General features: G+C 58.2%; 17 protein-coding genes. 12 read left to right on the forward strand and 5 right to left on the reverse strand.

Annotation, left to right across the window (positions count from 1 at the left end; all coding sequences use genetic code 11):
* Positions 1-164: 164 nt before the first annotated feature.
* Genes AC2TDJ_RS12310 through mdoH form a run of 4 tightly spaced genes read left to right on the forward strand, consistent with a single transcriptional unit; the run spans position 165 to position 6147 of the window.
* Positions 165-1535 carry a tetratricopeptide repeat protein gene (locus tag AC2TDJ_RS12310; RefSeq protein WP_480842586.1) on the forward strand — a complete coding sequence of 457 codons (1371 nt, stop codon included), beginning with the start codon at positions 165-167 and terminating at the stop codon, positions 1533-1535.
* 30 nt (positions 1536-1565) lie between these two features.
* Positions 1566-2783, forward strand: a complete 1218-nt coding sequence (locus AC2TDJ_RS12315; protein WP_480842588.1) for an OpgC family protein — start codon at positions 1566-1568, stop codon at positions 2781-2783.
* The gene (locus tag AC2TDJ_RS12320; RefSeq protein ID WP_480842590.1) at positions 2780-4279 is read left to right on the forward strand and encodes an OpgD/OpgG family glucan biosynthesis protein; all 1500 of its coding nucleotides are present in this window, start codon (positions 2780-2782) and stop codon (positions 4277-4279) included. The genes AC2TDJ_RS12315 and AC2TDJ_RS12320 overlap by 4 nt, the downstream gene beginning before the upstream one ends.
* The gene (mdoH, locus tag AC2TDJ_RS12325; RefSeq protein ID WP_480842591.1) at positions 4276-6147 is read left to right on the forward strand and encodes a glucans biosynthesis glucosyltransferase MdoH; all 1872 of its coding nucleotides are present in this window, start codon (positions 4276-4278) and stop codon (positions 6145-6147) included. The genes AC2TDJ_RS12320 and mdoH overlap by 4 nt, the downstream gene beginning before the upstream one ends.
* On the opposite strand, the gene AC2TDJ_RS12330 is transcribed toward mdoH, so the two are convergent.
* Positions 6148-6963: a CE1 family esterase gene (locus AC2TDJ_RS12330; RefSeq protein WP_480842593.1), complete on the reverse strand. Its 816-nt coding sequence runs from the start codon at positions 6961-6963 to the stop codon at positions 6148-6150.
* On the reverse strand, positions 6960-7433 hold the full coding sequence (locus AC2TDJ_RS12335) for a rhodanese-like domain-containing protein (protein ID WP_480842595.1): 474 nt from the start codon (positions 7431-7433) through the stop codon (positions 6960-6962). The genes AC2TDJ_RS12330 and AC2TDJ_RS12335 overlap by 4 nt, the downstream gene beginning before the upstream one ends.
* 220 nt (positions 7434-7653) lie before the next feature.
* On the opposite strand from AC2TDJ_RS12335, the gene AC2TDJ_RS12340 reads away from it, so the two are divergent.
* The 7 genes from AC2TDJ_RS12340 to selD are packed head-to-tail and all read left to right on the forward strand — an operon-like array spanning position 7654 to position 15740.
* Positions 7654-10524, forward strand: coding sequence for a monovalent cation/H+ antiporter subunit A (locus AC2TDJ_RS12340; RefSeq protein ID WP_480843033.1), 2871 nt, complete (start codon positions 7654-7656; stop codon positions 10522-10524).
* Complete coding sequence (locus tag AC2TDJ_RS12345) at positions 10524-10883, forward strand: Na+/H+ antiporter subunit C (protein ID WP_480842597.1); 360 nt, start codon at positions 10524-10526, stop codon at positions 10881-10883. Before AC2TDJ_RS12340 ends, AC2TDJ_RS12345 begins: the two co-directional genes overlap by 1 nt.
* Entirely contained in the window at positions 10880-12418 is a 1539-nt protein-coding gene (locus tag AC2TDJ_RS12350) for a monovalent cation/H+ antiporter subunit D (RefSeq protein WP_480842599.1), read from the forward strand. The genes AC2TDJ_RS12345 and AC2TDJ_RS12350 overlap by 4 nt, the downstream gene beginning before the upstream one ends.
* Complete coding sequence (locus AC2TDJ_RS12355; protein WP_480842601.1) at positions 12418-12915, forward strand: Na+/H+ antiporter subunit E; 498 nt, start codon at positions 12418-12420, stop codon at positions 12913-12915. The genes AC2TDJ_RS12350 and AC2TDJ_RS12355 overlap by 1 nt, the downstream gene beginning before the upstream one ends.
* Positions 12912-13181: a K+/H+ antiporter subunit F gene (locus tag AC2TDJ_RS12360; protein ID WP_480842603.1), complete on the forward strand. Its 270-nt coding sequence runs from the start codon at positions 12912-12914 to the stop codon at positions 13179-13181. Before AC2TDJ_RS12355 ends, AC2TDJ_RS12360 begins: the two co-directional genes overlap by 4 nt.
* Positions 13182-13188: 7 nt before the next feature.
* The gene (locus AC2TDJ_RS12365) at positions 13189-13575 is read left to right on the forward strand and encodes a Na+/H+ antiporter subunit G (RefSeq protein WP_480842605.1); all 387 of its coding nucleotides are present in this window, start codon (positions 13189-13191) and stop codon (positions 13573-13575) included.
* Between the two features lie 5 nt (positions 13576-13580).
* Positions 13581-15740, forward strand: coding sequence for a selenide, water dikinase SelD (gene selD / locus AC2TDJ_RS12370; protein WP_480842607.1), 2160 nt, complete (start codon positions 13581-13583; stop codon positions 15738-15740).
* On the opposite strand, the gene mnmH is transcribed toward selD, so the two are convergent.
* Both mnmH and AC2TDJ_RS12380 read right to left on the reverse strand, forming a co-directional pair.
* On the reverse strand, positions 15731-16783 hold the full coding sequence (mnmH, locus tag AC2TDJ_RS12375) for a tRNA 2-selenouridine(34) synthase MnmH (RefSeq protein ID WP_480842609.1): 1053 nt from the start codon (positions 16781-16783) through the stop codon (positions 15731-15733). The two genes, selD and mnmH, sit on opposite strands and share 10 nt — an antisense overlap.
* A gap of 46 nt (positions 16784-16829) precedes the next feature.
* Positions 16830-17498 (reverse strand): SOS response-associated peptidase, encoded by a 669-nt coding sequence (locus tag AC2TDJ_RS12380; protein WP_480842611.1) that lies wholly within the window; start codon positions 17496-17498, stop codon positions 16830-16832.
* 259 nt (positions 17499-17757) lie between these two features.
* On the opposite strand from AC2TDJ_RS12380, the gene AC2TDJ_RS12385 reads away from it, so the two are divergent.
* Positions 17758-19206 carry a tetratricopeptide repeat-containing sulfotransferase family protein gene (locus AC2TDJ_RS12385; protein ID WP_480842613.1) on the forward strand — a complete coding sequence of 483 codons (1449 nt, stop codon included), beginning with the start codon at positions 17758-17760 and terminating at the stop codon, positions 19204-19206.
* A gap of 47 nt (positions 19207-19253) precedes the next feature.
* Here AC2TDJ_RS12385 and AC2TDJ_RS12390 read toward each other — a convergent pair whose 3' ends face one another.
* Positions 19254-20837, reverse strand: coding sequence for a bifunctional metallophosphatase/5'-nucleotidase (locus AC2TDJ_RS12390; protein WP_480842615.1), 1584 nt, complete (start codon positions 20835-20837; stop codon positions 19254-19256).
* Positions 20838-20879 lie beyond the last annotated feature (42 nt).

Raw genomic sequence — 20879 nt, forward strand, 5'->3', positions numbered from 1 at the left:
AAGCGGCATGTTGCTGAAACATGCCCTTGAATCGGCGGTTTTTTTCGCGTTTTCCACACACAGCTTTTCACCAATTCGAGAGCAGGGTCGATACTGTTACGACCCGCTGACACACTCTGCTACATCGAACAGTGTAGAATTTTGCAATCGGATTGGACCCAAGCATGAAACAAGACGTTTTTGGACAGATGAACACCCTGAGCCAGCCGGCAAGTGTCGAAGCCTGGAATGGTGTTCTTCTTGGGTTCATGGCTCATGCTGCGATCACTCCGCAACATCTTGGCAAAGTGCTGGAACTTGAACCCCAGTTCGCACTGGGTCATGCGGTCAAGGGTCTGTTCATGGTTCTGCTGGGCCGGCGCGAGATTCTGCCCGTTGCGGTCGAGGCATTGGCAGCTGCCAATGCAGCCATGGAACAGCAACCTGTCTCGGCGCGTGAACGTTTGTATGTCGACGCGCTTGGCGTCTGGCTTGCAGGTCACCCCTCGCAAGCCGTTCAGAAATTCGAAGAAATTCTGCGCACACATCCACAAGATACGCTGGCGATGAAGCTGAGCCATGCGACCCGTTTCGTCCTTGGCGATGCGCAAGGTATGCGCCGGTCCCTGGAACGGATAATGCCCGCCTATGAGCCGGATCATCCGGGCCGCGGCTACCTGCTGGGCTGTCACTCCTTTGCGTTGGAAGAAACAGGCGCCTATGAAAAGGCCGAAATTGCCGGTCGTCAGGCCCTGTGGATGGTTTCAGACGATGCGTGGGGCCTGCATGCGGTTGCGCACGTGCATGAGATGACTGGTAATGCCCAGCTGGGTCTCGACTGGCTGGCCGGGCGAGAGGATGCCTGGTCACACTGCAACAATTTCCGCTATCACGTCTGGTGGCACAAGGCCCTGATGCATCTTGATCTCGGTCAGGTCGATCACGTGATGACCCTGTACGATGAGTATATCCGTAAGGACAAGACCGACGATTACCGCGACATTTCGAACGCGACCTCGCTGCTGTCACGGCTGGAGTTGGAAGGCATTGATGTCGGCAATCGCTGGGAAGAACTGGCAGATCTCAGCGCTGCGCGAACGGAAGATGGCTGTCTGATCTTTGCCGATCTGCATTACCTGCTTGCCCTGACCGGTGACAATCGCAACGATGCAACGGCCAAGATGCTGGGTCGCATTCACAAGGACGCCTCTCAGGCCAACAATGACACGACCCGCCGCATGGCTGATCCGGGTGTTGCTGCGGCGATGGGTCTTGAGGCTTTTGGCGATGGTCAGTACGGGATTGCATTTGACCACCTGCTGAACGCACGCGGGTCGATGCAACTGGCGGGTGGTAGCCACGCCCAACGTGATGTATTCGAGCGCATCACAATTGACTCCGGGTTGCGCTCCGGTCGTCTGGATGAAGTCGAGCGTATTCTGGACGATCGTCGCGCCAAACGCGCCGGGGGCGAAGACAATTACGCACTTGCGCGCCGCGCATTAATCGAAGCGGCCCGCGACAGCGGCGAGGTTCAAAGCGTCCCCGCCGAATAACAAAAAAAGACTAAGAAGGACAGAAACTGTATGGCGACTGCATCGCCCGCTTCTGATTTTGCGCCTGTTGCGGCTTCGGCCGCAGCCACTGCCAGTACGCGCGATCCGCGGCTGGACTTTTATCGTGGCATCGCAATGTTCATCATTTTGATTGCCCATATTCCAAACGACCCCTGGTCCAAGTGGATTCCGGCGAGGTTCGGATACTCTGACGCGACCGAGATATTCGTGTTCTGTTCAGGCATGGCCTCGGCTATTGCTTTTGGCGGGGCCTTCATGCGCAAAGGATGGTGGATGGGCTCGGCGCGCGTCGCGTTCCGGATCTGGCAGGTCTACTGGGCGCACATCTGCCTGTTTTTCTTCGTCGCGATGACCATGGCTGCGTTGAACCAGTCCGGTTCCTTTGAGAAGAACTACATCTCGTCCCTGAACCTGCAGCATTTTTTCAATGATCCGGCCTCGCAGTTGGTGGGGCTTTTTACACTGACCTATGTGCCCAATTACTTCGACATCCTGCCAATGTATCTGGTGGTGTTGGCCATGATGCCTCTGTTCATGGCGCTGTACCGGATCAACTTCTGGGCCATGGCGGCTGCATCCGTGGCGATCTGGCTGGTGGCGCAAACCGGGGTGCTGGCCTTGCCCGCCGAACCTTGGTCAGACCGCCAGTGGTTCTTTAACCCCTTCGGTTGGCAGTTGCTGTTTTTCACCGGCTTTGCCCTCATGCGCGGCTGGATTCCGGCCCCACCGGTTTCCAAAACCCTGATCTGGGCCGCCGCACTTTTCCTGATCCTGTCGGCGCCCTTCGGGTCGTGGAAAGTCTTCCTTTGGGTCAATTCCGCATGGCCGGAACTCGGCGCACTGATCCGCAAGGCGTGGCCCCTGACAGAAGAACTGCGTGGCAAGACCGAGTTCGGCGTTCTGCGCTATATCCATTTTCTGTCGCTGGCCTATCTGGGCTGGGTCGCTGCCGGTGAGCACGGTCACCGCCTGATCGCAACCGGTCACAGTGTGGCAGCGCGGGTCTGGCAGTGGCTGCTGGCGGTGATATCGAAAGTTGGGCAGCAATCACTGGCCGTGTTCGTATTTTCCATGGCAGCGGCGCGACTTATCGGCGTCGCATTGGACCAGACTGGGCGGGATGTTGCCAGTGTCTTTGCGGCCAACATGATTGGCTTTGCCATGATCATCTGCGTGGCCTATCTGGCCGCTTGGTTCAAGTCACATCCTTGGAAGACTAAAAAATGAATTTCACGCGCCGCGCATTTCTGGCCTCGACAACGGCACTGGCATTTGCCCCGTCCGCATTTGCCACGGGGGGTGAGGCGCCCTTTGATCGCAATGACGTGATCGCACAGGCCCGTGATCTGGCCAGCCGTCCCTATGCGGAACGCGAGATGGTGCCGCAGGAATGGCAGGACCTGACCTATCAGCAATACCGCTCGATCCGGTTCCGTCTGGATCGCGCGCTTTGGTACGAGACCGAGACACCATTCAACGTCGATTTCTTCACACCGGGCTTATATTTTCCGCGCACCGTCAAGGTTTCCACCGTCGAAAACGGGATGTCCAAACCGGTCGCCTTCGATCTTTCAATGTTCGACAAGTCCGAAGACTTGCCGCAACTTCCCATCGATGACACGTTGGGGTTTTCCGGCCTGCGCCTTCGAACCGAGATGCACCGGCCCGGAAAAACCGATGAGTTCTGCGTCTGGCAGGGTGCCAGCTATTTCCGGGCCATTGGGCTGCACGAGGTTTATGGCCTGTCTGCGCGCGGCCTGGCCCTGAAAACCGGCGACCCAGATGGTGAGGAATTTCCCGAATTCATCCGCTTCTGGCTGGAACGTCCCGAACCGGGCCAGCGCAATATGGTCGTCCACGCCTTGATGGACAGCCCGAGCGTGACCGGCGCCTATCGGTTCAACGTGACCGCCGGCGCAGACTGCGTCATGGATATCGAGGCGACGCTGTTTCCGCGGACCGAGCTGACCCACGTCGGCATCGCCCCGGGAACCTCGATGTTCCTGTTCGATCAGACCAACCACAGCCGGTTCGATGATTTCCGGCCCGCCGTGCATGACAGTGATGGGCTGATGATCCGCAACGGCGCGGGTGAGGTTCTGTGGCGCCCGCTGGCCAACCCGACCCGTCTGCAGATTTCCTCGTTTGTGGACAGGAACCCACGCGGTTTCGGCCTGATGCAGCGCAAGCGCGAATTCTCGGACTATGCGGATCTTGAGGCAAACTATCACAAGCGCCCGGGTCTTTGGGTCGAACCCAGTCAGGATTGGGGCAAAGGCAGCGTCACCCTGGTCGAGATTCCGGCAGATCAAGAGATTTACGACAATATCGTCGCCTATTGGCGTCCGGCCGAGCCATATTCCGCCGGCAGTCAGGTCGACCTGTCCTATCGTCTGATCTGGGGCGAAGAACCCCAGCGCACCCCGATGCCCCGGGTGATCAACACTGCAATGGGTGAAAACACCTTTGGCGAAGGTCGCCTGGCCGTCATCGATTTCGAAGCCAGCGAATTGTTTGAAGACCCCGAGGCGATGACGGTCTTTGTCGACTCGCCCCACGCAGAAACTTCGGATGGCGTGTTGCAGCGCAATCCGGATACCGGCGGCTTGCGGTTGGCATTCTCGTTCGAACCCGGCGACCGTAACCACATCGAACTGCGCGCGCAGTTGCTGAAAGACAAGCAACCGGCCTCTGAGGTCTGGCTTTACAGATGGACCGCATGAACCGCGACCTTCATATCATGCCGCCAGAGGCGCCTCTGGCGATGCCGGCGCAGGATTTCAGCACTGACTTCCGCGATGCGCAGGTCCCGTCGGGCAAGGCCGAAGCGTCCGCCGGATTCTGGCGCGCACTTGCGTTTTCGCCCGCCATGGCAGCCACGCTTGGGCTGCTCTGGGTCATGACCGACTGGTTCGGGGCCGAGGGGATCAACCTGATCGAAGCCATTCTTCTCGCCCTGATCTCGTTCAACTTCTTCTGGATCTCGTTCACCGTCTGCACCGTACTTTTGGGCATGGTGTCCCTGTCCCGACAGGATCGACCCAAGAACCAAACCAGACCGCAGGCCTTGCGGGTGGCCTTGCTCATGCCCGTGTACAACGAAGTCCCCTGGTTCGTTCTTGGCAATGCCCGCACCATGCTGGAGGATCTGCGGGCGAGAGGTGGGCAACATCACTATGCCATGTTCATCTTGTCCGACACACGCGATCCGGAAATCGCGGCACAGGAACAGGCCAGCGTCGAAGCGCTGCGCACGACACTGGCACCCGGTCTCGAATTGTACTATCGCCGCCGCGCGGAGAACACAGATCGCAAGGTGGGTAACATCGCCGATTGGGTCAGCCATTGGGGTGCCGATTGGGACGCGATGCTGGTGCTGGACGCCGACAGCCTGATGACCGGTCGCGCCATCTATCGCCTGACCGATGCGCTGGCACGCGACCCGGGCGCAGGGCTGATTCAGAGCTATCCGCAACTGATTGGCGCGCAATCCGTTTTTGCCCGGATGCAACAATTCGCCAACGGAGTTTACGGTATCGCCTTTGCCGAAGGTCTTGCGCGCTGGTGCGGGCAAGAGGGCAACTATTGGGGCCACAACGCCATTATCCGCACTAGGGCCTTTGCCAGCAGCGCTGGTCTGCCCAAGCTGCGCTCGTTCAAAGGTCAGGACAAGCTGATCATGAGCCACGACTTCGTTGAGGCTGGCTTGCTGCGCCGTGCGGGATGGGCCGTGCGGTTCTTGCCGCGTATTCGCGGCTCGTATGAGGAAACACCGCCCACACTGATCGATCACGCCATGCGGGACCGCCGCTGGTGCCAGGGAAACCTGCAACACCTGAAACTGCTGGGTTCGGCCGGTTTCCGCGCCGTATCGAGGTTCCACATGTTCCATGGTGCGGTCGGATACCTGATGTCTCCGCTGTGGTTCGCGTTGTTGGTGATGTGGGCGCTGATCGGTCAGGGCGAAGATGCCTCGGTTTTGCACTATTTCAGCCCTGACAACCCTCTGTTCCCACAATGGCCCGAAATGACCGAGACACGCCACGTGCTGATTATCCTGGTCATGTACGCGATGCTGCTGGCCCCCAAAGTTCTGGGCGTGGCCGCCCTGCCGCTGAGCGGCGCGCGCTATTCAGACTTCGGCGGTTGGCGCAAGTTCTTCACCTCTTTCCTGTTCGAGGTCATCCTGTCGATCCTCTACGCACCGATCCTGATGGTGCAGCAGATGATCGCTGTGTTCCGCACCGCACTGGGTCTGCAAAAAGGCTGGTCGCCGCAGGCGCGCGACGGCGGAACCTATGGGCTGCGGACGCTTGTCTTGTGCCACGCCCTGGAAACCGTCAGCGGTGTGGCGCTGAGCGTCGGAATTCTGGCTGGGTTGGTATCCATCTGGCTGGCTCCAATCGCAATCAGCCTTGCGCTGGCCATCCCCCTGTCTGCACTCAGCGGAGTATCCGCGGGCGCCGCGCGTCGGCTGGTCGGCATGCGCGAGGATTTCAGCGAACCCGCCATCACCCGGTCCGCTCGCCGGTATCGGGACGAGTTGAAACGGCTGGTTGAAGGCAAAGGTACAATGACCCCGGCAGAATAATCAGCTGCCGGGTAGGCCTTCGTACCAATCCACCATCATGTCTGCCCAGCCTTGGGGCACGCCATGACCACCGGGGAACAGGGCGAATTCCAACGCGCTGCCATCCGCGCACCGGGTCCATTTGCGGCGCATGAAGTCACCTGTGTTGGTGAATCCGTCGGGTTTGGTATCGGGGCACTCATTGGCCACGCGCCAGATTTCAAGACCTGCAAAGATGTCGCCTTGATGAAAGCGCCCTCCGCCCAGAATACGCCCTTCCAACGGGACGACATTGTCGGTCCAACCGTGTGTGTGAAACAGGCGCACCGGACCTTTGCATGCCTCGGGGTGAGGACGCCAGAAGCCACCGGACACCGGCACATAGGCCGAAAACGTATCCGGGGAAGCACAGGCCAGATAGTTCACCATGAAACCACCGGCCGAAAACCCGCCAAGCACAACGCGATCCGTGTCGATCCCAAAACGTTCAGCCGCATCTTCGACGACTTCGGTCAGAAAAGCAGTTTCGTCCCGCCCTTCCCAGCCCGGGTAAAAATTCCAGCTTTGCCGCCCGTTTCGCATTGCACCTTCCGGCGCCATTACGGCATAGCCTCGCTTGAGCAATGGATCGACCATGCTGCGATTATTCATCGTACCCGATCCGCTGCCGCCGTACCCATGCAGAAACACTACCAGGGGTGGGTTGTCGGCTAGGGGCAGTTCGATCTGGTACGAGCCCGAGGCCGTCTCGCATACCCCCTCATCCTCACCGCAGGCGGCGAACGCGGTTTGCGCCGTCAGGGTCAAACCCAGAGCAAGCCAATATTTCACTGTCATCCTTCGTTCCCTGTGTAACGGTCAACGGGCAATCCCGCGCGCAGCCACCCCGGCCCGGCTGATGAACCCAGCATACCCTCGGGCACGTCGATTATGTTGGAAAAACCGGCCTCTGTCAGTTGGTTGCTCATGCGCGCCGACCGGACGCCCCTGGCACAGATCAGTGCCACCGGAGCGGCTTTGTCCCCATCCACCAGCCGGGACAACGTTTGCACGAAATCTGCGCGGCGCATATCCAGTGGCGTGGCCGAGTCGCCAACTCCGGTTGCCTGCCATTCGCGCGGGGTTCGGATGTCGATCAAAAGAATTTCCCCGGACGATGCCTGGGCGTGGGCTTCTGAAACACTCAGTTGACCACCGGCGTAATCCTGCGGGATCAACCGATACTCCCGGATGGCGAATCCGGCCGCGATGGCAATGCCACCGCCCATAATGACCCATCTTCGCGTTCGTTTCGCCGTGTCCGCCACGCTGCGTTCTCCTGGCTCTGCAAGCTGGTGTTAGCATAGCCCAACAGCCAATACCGCGCTGAATCAAAAGCGCCGGATCAACTTCGCGTCATTTTCACGCAGGAAAAATGTATCTGACAGGCACCATTAGCAGTCGTTGGAAACCTTGCATTTTCCGAGCAGCCATTAAATTATCGCTACCAGTTCAATATCAATGACCGCCAAGATCGGAGTATCGCAGTTGTCCCTATTCCTCATCGCGGCCCTTCCCTTCCTCGGAGCTGTCTTTCCCGCCCTGCTTATCCGCGCCGGCCGCAATGCAGCGGCTTCGTCTGCCGGATTGACGAGCTTTCTGGCGCTGGCCGGGTTGTTTATCCACATTCCCGCAGTGATGCGTGGCGAAGTGGTGACCGCGCGCTTCGACTGGATCCCTGGCCTGGGCCTGAATGCCAACTTCATGCTGGATGGGTTGGGATTTCTGTTTGCGCTGCTGATCCTGGGTATCGGTCTGTTGATCATACTTTACGCCCGGTTCTACCTGTCGCGCGAAGACCCAATGGGGCAGTTCTACACCTACCTGCTGCTGTTTCAGGGGGCGATGGTTGGAATCGTTCTGTCCGACAACGTTCTGCTTCTGCTTATTTTCTGGGAACTTACATCTCTTAGTTCATTCCTGCTGATCGGTTATTGGAGGCACCTGCCCGAGGGGCGTCAGGGTGCCCGGATGGCGTTGGCCGTCACCGGATCTGGTGGGCTGGCGATGATCGCCGGGATGCTGATCCTGGGCAATATCGTTGGGTCCTATGACCTGAGTGTTATCCTGCAGAACAAGGAACTCATTCAATCTTCGCCCTACTACCTACCGGCGCTGATTCTGATCCTGCTGGGCTGTTTCACCAAGTCGGCGCAGTTCCCGTTCCACTTCTGGCTACCTCACGCAATGGCCGCGCCGACGCCGGTATCGGCCTACCTGCACTCGGCCACAATGGTGAAAGCCGGTCTGTTTCTGATGGCGCGCATGTGGCCGGTTCTGGCGGGAACTGACGCGTGGTTCTACATCGTAGCCACGACCGGGCTGGTAACCATGCTGATCGGCGCGATTATTGCGTTGTTCAAGGATGACCTGAAGGCGCTGCTTGCATTTTCCACGGTGTCGCATCTGGGCCTGGTGACCATGCTGCTGGGCTTTGGCACCAAAATCGCGGTCGTTGCCGCCGTGTTTCACATCATCAACCACGCGACGTTCAAAGCCGCACTGTTCATGACCGCCGGTATCGTTGACCACGAGACCGGCACGCGCAATGTCAAACGATTGGGCGGTTTGCGCCACCTGATGCCGATTACCTTTACCATCGGTACGATTGCCGCGCTGTCGATGGCGGGGTTACCTCCTCTGAACGGTTTTTTGTCCAAGGAGATGATGCTGGAGGAGACCGTCCACACCACCTGGCTGAACTCCCACTATCTGGTGCCGGGGCTGGCGTTATTGGCCGCGCTGTTCTCGGCTGCCTATTCCTTCCGTTTTGTCGGACATGTCTTCCTTGGGCCGGAGCGAGAAGATTATCCGCATCATCCTCATGACCCGCCTGTCGGTCTATGGCTGGCGCCTGCGTTCCTGGTGGTTCTGGTTGTCCTGATCGGCCTGTATTCCGCTGCAATCGTAGGACCTTTGGTTGCTGTCGTTTCGAGCGCGGTGATCGGCGGAGAGAAACTACCCTACTACGCGCTCAAACTGTGGCACGGCTTTACGCCTGCGCTGTACATGTCGGTTGTAGCAACATTGGGCGGTCTGTTTCTGCTGTCGCTGCATCGCCGGGGCGACCAATTGTGGAACGCTCTGCCCCGTCCGGAAGCGAAAACCATCTTTGACGCAATCATCGGCCTGTTTACGAGCCTCTGCCGGTGGATCACGGACGAGCTGCATAATGGCGTAATCAGCCGCTATGCTATCATCCTGATCGCCTTCACCGTGGGCCTTGGGTACTACGCTTATTCCACCGGCACTATTGGACTGGAAACACGCGTTCCGTTGCCAGCGCAGCCAATTCCAATCATCGGTTGGATCTGCCTTGTCGGGGCGACACTGGCCATCATGTGGTTCCACCGCAACCGCTTGTTGTCACTGGTGCTTATCGGAGTTGTCGGGCTGATCGTTTCGATGGCATTTAACTACTTGTCCGCCCCGGATCTTGCACTGACCCAGATCTCGGTCGAGGTGGTGACTATGATCCTGCTGTTGCTTTCGCTCAACTTCCTGCCGACAGAAACGCCGTGGGACAGCAGCGCGCCACGCCGGTGGCGGGATGCCGCAATCTCGGTTGTTGCAGGTCTGGGCGCTGGCGGGCTGATCTACGCACTGATGATGCGCGATTTCGCCTTTCCGACGATCTCGGATTTCCATCTGGCGAATTCGTACAAAGGTGGTGGCGGCACCAATGTGGTCAATGTGATCCTCGTGGACTTCCGGGGCTTTGATACCTTTGGCGAGATCATCGTCCTGGGCATCGCTGCACTCATAATCTTTGCCCTGACCGAGGCAGTGCTGGGCACCAATGTCCGCAGCTACCTACTGAACCGCAAACCCCATTGGCCTCAGTCCGGAGACTCACACCCGCTGATGATGGTGGTCGCGACCCGTGTGATGATGCCTATTGCACTTATGGTCGGCGCCTACATCTTTTTCCGAGGTCACAACCAGCCCGGAGGTGGCTTCATCGCCGGTCTGATCGTCGCTATCGCCTATCTGATGCAATACATGGCAAGCGGCTACACATGGGCCATCGAACGGCAGCGCTTCTACTATCACGGCACCATCGGGTGGGGTGTATTGATTGCCGCTGCCACCGGACTTGGCGCATGGTTCAACGAACGCCCCTTCCTGACCAGCGACTTCGGTTACATAAACTGGCCACCCCTGGAAGAGTTCGAGTGGGCCACCGCGATGCTGTTCGACACAGGAGTTTTCCTCGCTGTTCTGGGTGCGGTCATGCTGGCGCTCGACAGCTTGTCCCGCTTCGCGTGGCAGCCGGGAATTGCGCAGGAACATCCGATGGATATCAACCCGTTACGGGATGATCCTCCGGAAGAAGAACAAGAAAAGGAGCAGGCCTGATGGAAGCGCTCGTAGCCTCTGCCGTTGGCGTTTTGACCGCTGCGGGGATTTTCCTGATCCTGCGCCGCCGAACCTTCCCGGTCATTCTGGGCCTGTCCCTGATTACCTATGCCGTGAACGTCTTCCTGTTCGCGACCGGACGGCTGGCGTTGAACGCGCCTGCGGTTCTGAACAAGTACGAAGACGTGCCCTACACCGACCCGCTGCCACAGGCGCTTGTTTTGACGGCTATCGTGATCTCGTTCGGAATGACGGCAGTGATCGTGATGATCGCGCTCAGCGCCTATCTGTCCTCGAAGGATGACCATATCGACATGACCGCGCAGGACAGCGTGGACGCGCCGGGAGAGGACGCATGAACCACTGGATCGTTGCGCCGATCGTCCTGCCCGCGATTCTGGCTCCTTTTATCATCATGGTCCTGCGGTACCATCTGGACCTGCAGCGTATCTTCTCGGTTGCGGGCGTAGTTGGTCTGCTGGGCATTGCCTTGACAATCACCGCCCAGGCTTCGAGCGGGGTGATCCAGGTCTACGAATTGGGCAACTGGCCCGCCCCCTTTGGCATAGTATTGGTGTTGGACAGAATGTCCGCGATGATGGTGCTGCTGACGGCCCTGCTAGCGTTGCCCATCGTACTATACGCCATTGCGTCGGGCTGGGACGACCGGGGCAAACACTTCCACGCCCTGTTCCACTTCCAGCTCATGGGCGTGTGCGGAGCGTTTCTGACCGGCGACGCATTTAACCTCTTCGTGTTCTTCGAAGTTCTTCTCATCGCCTCCTACGGCCTGATGACGCATGGTGGCGGGTCGGTGCGACTAAAGGCTGGCGTGCAATACGTGGCCTATAACCTGATCGGTTCGACCCTGTTCCTGTTTGCTTTGGGGACGATCTACGGCGTGACCGGTACGCTCAACATGGCTGATCTGGCAGTTCGGGTAGCCGAGATACCGCCCGAAGACACCGCCCTGCTGCGCGTTGGCGCCGTGCTGCTGCTGCTTGTTTTTTGCATTAAGGCTGCCGTTCTACCGCTGCATTTCTGGTTACCCGCCAGTTACGCCAACGCACCGCTCCCCGTAGCGGCGCTGTTCGCCATCATGACCAAGGTCGGGGCCTATTCGATCCTGCGGGTCTATACCCTCGCCTTCGGGCCGGATGTCGCGGTGACCGACGGGTTGGTCGGCGAGTGGCTGCAACCGGCGGCCTTGCTGACGCTGGCCGTGGGGACAATCGGTATTCTGGGCGCGCAGCATATTGCCCGGATGGTGGCGTTTTGTGCCATCGCGTCGATGGGCACCCTGCTAATCGCTATCTCGCTGTTCGACGAGACAGCGACGGCTGCGGCTCTCTACTACATCTTCCATTCGACATTGGCGACTGCATTGCTGTTCCTGGTGGCGGACATGGTGATGGAACGTCAGGGCGGCGCGATCATGCCAAAACCGCCGATGCCGCAAGGAGGGCTGATCGCAGCCTTGTTTTTCGTAGGGGCCATTGCAATGGCGGGTATGCCCCCGCTTTCAGGATTTGTCGGTAAACTTCTGGTGCTTGATGCGGCGCGGGATGCACCGGATGCCAACGCGATCTGGGCGGTGATCCTGATCGGATCGTTCGTGACAATCGTTGGTCTGGCACGGGCCGGATCCCTGATATTCTGGAAAAGTCACGACGGCACACAGGCCCCACAGACCGAAACCGAGGCCGAGGTCGAGGCACCATCTGCCCCGGAACCGCAACCGGGCCTTGCGTTCACTGCAGTTTTCGGCGCGGTCCTTGGGCTTGTCCTGCTGACGCTGTTTGCCGGTCCTGCTTTGGAATATACTCGCAAAACAGCGCATCAACTGTTCACGCCGGATAACTACATTTCCGCAGTTCTGGGAAGGGAAGAGTAATGAAGCTGCTGCGCCGAGTATTCCCGCACCCCCATCTGACAGTTCTTCTGACGCTGGTCTGGATATTTCTGGCGAATGAGCCTTCGCTGAATTCGCTGGTATTCGGGCTGATCCTCGGGATCATCATCCCGTTCATTACGCAGCCCTATTGGCCTGACCGACCCAAGCTACGCAATTGGCCCATGATCGTGGAATACATGCTGGTGGTGCTGTGGGACATCGTGATGGCCAACATCACGGTCGCCCGTATCATCCTGTTCAAACGCGACGCGGACCGCCAACCGAATTGGATCTGCGTACCGTTGGAACTGCGTACACCCGAAGCCATCACAGTTCTGGCCGGGACGATCACGATGACCCCCGGAACGGTCAGTTGCGATCTGTCGGCCCAAGGGCACAATCTGCTGGTCCATTGTCTGGACGCGCCTGACCCGGACGCCGTTCGCGATCAGATCAAGAGCCGTTACGAGCGCCGCCTGAAGGAGATTTTCGAATGATGTCATATGCCATATTCTTCGCTTTCGCCTGTTTCGGTGCGGCAATAATGATGTGTCTGTGGCGGATCATCACGGCAGAAGGCGTCGGCACCCGCGTTCTGGCTCTGGACACGATGGTGATCAACACCATTGCTCTGATGATCCTCTATGGGCTGAAGCTGGGGTCCGAGATATTTTTCGAGGCCGCGATGATCATCGCCATGCTGGGCTTCGTTTCAACCGTCGCCTACGCGCGCTTTATGCTGCGCGGCAATATTATCGAGTGAGGCCGGTATGACAGTTGTCTTCGAATTGCTGATCTCCGCCTTCCTGATCGTTTCAGGCGTCTTCGGGTTTGTGGGCTCTTTTGGCATGATCAAGCTGAAAGACCCGATGTCTCGCCTGCATGCGCCGACCAAGGCGACGACGCTGGGTGTGGGTGGCGTTCTGCTGGCTTCAATTGGGCATTCGGTCCTGTTCGAACCACACCTGTCCCTGCACGAACTTCTGATCACCTTGTTCCTGTTCCTGACCGCTCCGATCACGGCACTGTTCATTGCCAAATGGCATATCCATCGCCATGAAAAACCCGAAGATCTGCCGGACGCGGGCGAGGATGAGCTTTGGGCCACCCACGCCGTCGAACAGGTCGAGGACGTCCCGGATCACAGCGCGAACTAAGAGCCATGCATAAACCTCCGCTGCCCCTGACCCGTGATCTGGTTCTGGTCGGCGGCGGCCACACCCACGCGCTGCTATTGCGAAAATGGGGAATGGATCCGTTACCCGGCGCGCGTGTGACCGTGATCAATCCCGGCCCGACGGCTCCCTACTCCGGGATGCTGCCCGGTTTTGTGGCTGGGCATTACGAGAGGTCCGAACTGGACATTGATTTGGTCCGCTTGGCGCGGTTCGCTGGTGCGCGCGTTGTACTTGGGTCTGTCGCGGGGATCGACACCGAACAGCGCGTGGTCCACGTACCGGGCCGGCCTCCGGTCGCATTTGACGTGGCCTCGGTCAATGTGGGGATCACATCGGATATGCCTTCCTTGCCGGGTTTTTCGGAACACGCTGTTCCGGCGAAACCCCTGGGGCCATTCGCAGAAAAATGGGCGGCATATCTGAACGGAACCGGTCCGGCTGCCGTCCTGGTGATTGGCGGTGGGGTTGCGGGTGTTGAACTCGTCATGGCAATGGCCCATGCGTTGCGCGCCCGAAGCCGAAGCGCACAGGTAACGCTGATCGACAATGCCTCGGCCCTGACCGCTACAGGGCCCAAGGCAGGCAGCACGATCCGGAAGGCAATGAAAGTGCTTGGCATTGACGTGGTTGAGAGCACAACAATCTCTCGGGTCACTTCGGATCACGTCGAACTGGATGACGGCCGGCGGATACCCGCAGAGTTCGTGACGGGTGCCGCCGGGGCCCGCGCATATGGCTGGATAGCCGAAACCGGATTGGACCTGCAGGACGGCTACATTCGGGTCAATGACCATCTGCAATCCAGCGACTCAACGATTTTTGCCGCCGGCGATTGCGCGCATCTGACAGAGAACCCGCGCCCCAAGGCCGGTGTCTATGCGGTGCGCGAGGCCCCCGTCCTGTTCAACAACCTGCGTGCTGCGTTGGGCGCAGGTCGGATGCAACGTTACAAACCGCAAAATGATTATCTAAAGCTGATTTCACTTGGCGACAAATCCGCCCTCGCTGAGCGGCTGGGGACTTCCTTCAGCGGCCCGTTGATGTGGAAATGGAAAAACAACATCGATCAAAAATTCATGAACAAGTTTCGCCATTTGCCGCAGATGGATGCTCCCGCGATCCCCCGGATTCACGCCGACGGGGTGACCGAGGTGCTGGAGGGCAAACCCTTGTGCGGCGGATGCGGTGCCAAAGTCGGGCGAGGGGCACTGCGCGCGGCAGTGCACGACCTTCCACCTCCGACCCGGTCGGATGTAATACCCCTGCCCGGTGATGACGCTGCACTCCTCAAGACAGGTGATGCGCAACAAGTGATGACCACGGACCATCTGCGCAGCTTCGTGGATGATCCCGCTCTGATGACCCGCATTGCCGCTGTTCATGCTCTGGGTGACATCTGGGCGATGGGTGCAGCCCCGCAGGCCGCAACGGCCACGATCATTCTGCATCGGATGTCAACCGACCTGCAGCACCGCACGATGACCGAGATCATGACCACGGCAAGTGAGGTCATGAGGGAGGCAGGGGCTGAAATCGTAGGTGGTCACAGCTCGATGGGCGATGAGATGACTATCGGCTTTACCCTGACCGGTCTGTGTCCCGACAAACCAATAACTCTGTCGGGCGGACAACCAGGGGATGCGTTGATCCTGACCAAGCCTCTGGGCAGCGGTGTAATGATGGCGGCAGAAATGGCCGGTCAGGCCGAAGGAAAATGGATTGCGGCTGCCTTGGCTCATATGATCCAGCCACAGTCGGAGGCCGCGCGAATTCTGGCAGGTGTGCATGCGATGACCGACGTCACCGGTTTTGGCCTTGCAGGGCATCTGAATGGCATGTGCGAAGCCTCTGGTTGCGGTGCAATGCTCGATCTCGACGCGATCCCGGTGATGGACGGTGCAATCGCACTTAGCAAGCAGGGTATCCGGTCCACATTATTCACTGACAACCAGAGGATTGCACCGGAACTGCCTACCGGTGGCAAGGCGGATTTGCTGTTTGATCCGCAAACCGCCGGTGGATTGCTGGCCGCTGTTTCAGAATATCATGCGGCAGAGCTGTGTTCTGTTCTCCGAAACTCTGGCTATCCGGCCGTGATCATCGGGAAACTCACAGAAACACCGGGGCTGCGGCTTCAGAGCTGATCCAGAACCTTTTCAATCCGAGCCGCAGCATCGGACAACCCGGCAGTACACAGCGACACGACCTCGACTTGCGCAATCACATCCGCGTTTTGCGCCCTATGCGACTTGGTGTAGGCCGGATCGTAATGCTGCGCCATCAGCGCCCGCGTGAGCCCCAGCATGTCGCCTGCATCGATCAAGGCCATCCACCCATCGACGACCTCATGACCCCGGTGAAAGCGCAATGGCGACAGGCGGTCCTTCAGGCGCTCGGTATCAGACAGAATGTCGTCATAAGCCTCGGTCAGATAAACCGAGCGGGTCTCGATAGGTGCAATGATCCTGATCCGGGGCGCGCCGCACAACGCAGTCCACAGGCAGGGCGGCAAGATCAATCCACCGATCCTGGACGATTCAGCCTCGATCACGACCGGGCGCGCAGGGTCCAGTTGGCACAGGCCAGCGGCAAGGGCGGACTCGAACGCTTTCTGGCTGGGCTGACCCCCCGGCATCTCTCCCAACAATGAACCACGATGGTTGGCCAGGCGTTCCAGGTCCAGAACCTGAACACCACGCGTCTGCAACAGAGTTAACAGTTCGGTTTTGGCAGTACCCGTATACCCGTCCAGTGCGACCAGACGGTGTGGAAGCGGATCGTCGTATAAGTATCTGTTCACGAGGCGACGGTAGGTCCGATACCCCCCGTCGACGACTTCGGCCCGCCAGCCGATCTGTTGCAACATCCATGTGAAGGACCCGGACCGTTGACCGCCGCGCCAGCAATAGACCAAGGGCCTCCACTCGCCTTCATGATGCGCCAGGCTTTCCTCGATATGGTTGGCGGCGTTACGAAAAACCAGCGCGGCACCCAGCTTGCGCGCCAGAAACGGGCTTTGCTGAACGTAGATCGTCCCTACGCGAGCACGTTCTTCATTGTCCAGAACAGGCAGATTGATAGCACCCGGCAGGTGATCCTCGGCATATTCAGCCGGGCTGCGCACGTCGATCACAGTGTCGAAAGTGTGCGAATAAAGCTGAGGAAGATCAGAGAATTTCAGAGCCATATCCGTGATCTAAACTGCGTGGTAGCGAAAGAAAAGGCAGCGGAGTTCAGCTTGACGCGACGGGTTCGATTAATTCTGGCCCGCTGGCACGATTGGAATTTACCGCCCGCCCGACCCGGTGAACAGTCAGCGTTTCTTCTGGCCCAGGTCGCATCAAGCGCGCCGCCCCTTTGCCCGCCTCGCCCAACCACAACGCCCAGTTCTCGGGTTCGAGTATCAGTGGCATCCGGTGATGGATCGCGCTGAGGTATTGATTGGCAGGTGTGGTGACGATCGCACACGTCCCCTGCCGTGCGGTTTCAGGCCCCCAGTCCTGCCAGACGCCTGCAAATGCGATCGGGGCTCCGTCGCGGCGTCGGATATACCAAGGCAGCCGCTCACCATCCTCGGTCTTGGTCCATTCGTAGAACCCGGTCGCGACAATCAGGCAACGACGGTCCCGGCACGCCGCCCGAAAGGCCGGTTTTTCCGCGAGCGTCTCTGCGCGCGCGTTAATAAGCAGCGGCCCTGCGTTTTCGGCTTTGTACCAATGGGGCAAGAACCCCCAGCGCAGCGGGTCCAACTTGCGCCCAGTTTGGTCCGAGCGAACGACGTGGACCTGATTGGTTGGACACACGTTGTAATTCGGAACTTGGGGCAACGTATTCGCAGGGCGGGCGGCAAACAGCTGCGCCATGGCGTCATTGGGAAGAGTTATTGCAAACCGTCCGCACATCGGTAATGAACTTTCGACAGATTTTTCTCACAGGCACAGGGTTTCACGCGGTCATATGGCACAACAAACAGCGAATTCCCTCAAAAGCAAAGCACTTGCTGATCTGGACATGGGCAAACTGCCGCAAGCACTGAAAAAGGCGCAGCTGGGCGTCAAAAAATTTCCCAAGGACTCGGATTACCACGCCATCGCTGGTTTTGTCCTGACCGAGATGAAGCGCTACAAACAGTCCATTCCGCATTTCGTCGAAGCCGCGAAAATGAAGCCGGATGATCCGCAGTTTGTGGAAAATCTGGCCAATGCTTTAATGCAAACCGACCAAATCCCACGAGCGCTGGCCTACGCCGAACAAAAGCTGGAGCAGTTTCCCAAAAACAAGGAACTGGTTCGCGTTATCGACGAGATCCAACTTAAGGGCAGCAACTGGCGGATGATCATCGACTACGCGACAAAAAAGCTGGAAAGCAATCCCGACGATGCCAAGTTGCTGTCAAGCCGCAGCCGCGCCTATGCATCTATTGGATTTACCGAGCACAGTTCTAAAGACATTTCGCGGGCCTACGCATTGGACCCCGAATGTGTCGACATTGCATACAAAAGAGCACTCGATCTTCACCAATCAGGCGATAGAAAGGGAAGCGCCACCATCCTTTGGGACATTTTCGAACGAGACCCCAATCACGCTGAAACACTTTTTCAGTTGTCGGGAATGGCCTCCACGGAAAATTTGGAAAGTCTAATGAGCGCCGTCGACAAGGCGATCTCAGAAAGCGACCACGTCAACTCTACGCTGGAGTTTGCCAAGGCGCAGTTGATCTCCAAACGCGATGGGCTGAAGGTTGCCTTGCCGCAATTCGGCTTAGCCAATGCGGCGCAGCATGAAACCAACCCCTACGACTTTGCCGCGGAAGAAAAGAAGTTGCAGGAGATCTGCGACCTGTTCCCCGAAGGAGCATCGACAGTCACTTCCGGAGTAACAGAAGAACCTATGCCAATTTTTGTTATTGGCCAACCTCGTTCCGGCACCACTTTGTTGGAGATGATGCTGAGCTCGGCACCCGATATCGCAGGATGCGGTGAACTGACGCTTGGCGCGGACCTCTCGCATCCCCTTGTCGAAGACGGAAGACCATTCGATTCAAACGCGGCCGAAGAATTTGCGGGGGAGTTCAGAAAGCTGATGCCGCCGATCCCTGAAGGTTCAACGGCATTTGTCGACAAGATGCCGCACAATTACCAACGTGTTGGCTTTCTGCTGGCGGCATTTCCCAACGCCAAAGTGATAAACATGATGCGTGATCCACGCGATGTCGGTTTGTCGAAATGGGTCAAACAGTTCCCGGCCCCGGGTATGCGCTATGCCTCGAACCAGAAATCGATAGCCCATTCAGCCAATTTGTATCGCAAATACATAGCGCATTGGGACCAAGTGTTTGGTGACCGTATTCTGACAGTGCCTTACGAAGAATTGGTCGCCGACCCAGAAAAGTACAGTCGCAAAATAGCCGAGTTCTGCGGTATCGCTTGGCATAAACAGATGATGCACCCGGAGAAAAATACCAAACAGGTGCGCACCGCGAGCATCGATCAGGTGCGCAACAAGATTTCGACCAAGTCAATTGGCGGATGGCGCAAGGTTGCAGATCAGCTTCAACCAATGCTGGAAGGGTTCGACCCCGAGCTCTGGCCCGAATACGACTTCAACTGACAAAAGGCCGCCCCAGACAGGCGGCCTTTCTCGATCAAATCAAAGAATTACTTCTGCTTGATCCGCCCATCCAGATAGGGCTGATAAGGTGCATTCTCGGCGAGGTATTCCGCTGTCACATCTGCCAGATCGGGGCCGAAGTCGTAGGCGTTCTTGTCATCGCCTTCGAACATCTTGTAACCGTCCCCACCATTGCGAACGTAATTGTTGGTCACGACCAGATAGGTGGCGGTCGGATCAATGGGTTCGAATCCGTCACCTTTGGCAACCATCACCTCGGAAATGCGGCCTTCGTTCGGCGCAACGGATGGATCCCAGACAAAAGTCAGACCGGCAACTTGTGGGAAGCGACCCTTGACTTCCTCGACCTGGCTGACGCCGTTTTCCAACGCGTCGATAACGCCCTGCCCGCTAATCTCGAAGGTCGACAGCGTGTTCTGGAATGGAAGAACCGTCAAAACTTCGCCCATGGTCACATCGCCCGGATCGATCGAGGCACGCAAGCCGCCCGAGTTGGCAATGGCGATCTGAACTCCCTGATCGGCAACCCGCGCCAGCATGGCGTCGGCAACCAGATTGCCCATCTCGCATTCCTGCACCCGGCAGACAGCCCGGTCGCCTTCAATCGCAGCGGCTGAGCTAGCAACGACGCGCTTCTTCATTTCCTCGATCGGAGCGCCCATTTCGGCAACACGGGCAGCAATGTCGGGATCAGGCGCGATCGAGGCATCTAACAAAATCGGCTCACCTTCTGCTGAAATCAGGTTGCCGTCATCATCGAAAGTCAAATTGATCTCGCCCAGATACTTTGAATAGGCGTAGGCCTGGACGACAGGCACGTCACCGACCATTGTTGGATACGGCCCGGCAGCGCCTTCCTGCGTGTTGGACAAAAGAGTGTGCGAGTGCCCACCGATCACCAGATCAAGCCCTGGAACCTTCTCGGCAATCTCAAGATCTTTTGCCAGCCCAACATGGTTCAACGCAATGATTATGTTGACTCCTTCGTCCTGCAAGGCCGCCACATCCGCCGAAAGGCTGTCAATCTCATCCTGAAAAACAACGTCCTTGCCCGGGCTGGATGTATCCACAGTATCGGTAGCAAGCGCCGAGATTATGCCGATCTTCTGTCCGCCAACGTCCAGAACGATGTGGTTTTGCACTTTGCCTTTCAACTCGGAAGACGAAGACAAATCCAGATTTCCCGAAATCACTGGAAAGCTGACCGCATCAATGAATGCAGCCAAACCTTCGGGCCCATCGTCGAATTCGTGGTTGCCTACGGCCATGACATCATAACCGATGGCTTCCATGAACTCGGCCTCGGCGGCGCCTTTGTAGGTTGTATAAAACAGCGAACCCTGGAACGGGTCGCCTGCATCCAGCAGCAACACGTTTTCGCCGGCCATGTCGCCGCGTTTGCTGTCGACGAGGGTTTTCAGGCGGGCGACACCACCAAAGCACTTACCTTCGGCCTCACCCTCGGCATCACAGGTGGAATCGTATTTGTTGATGGATTCGATACGGCTGTGAAGGTCGTTGGTGTGCAGTATGGTCAGCTTGTATTCGGCAGCGGCCATGCCTGCGGTCAGGCCAAGTACCGCTACTGACGTAAGAAAGCGGGTAAACATATGAGACTCCCTTTTATTGATTGCCCTGATCGTGCGCCGAGG

This window comes from Ruegeria sp. HKCCD6647-2 (assembly GCF_057221075.1).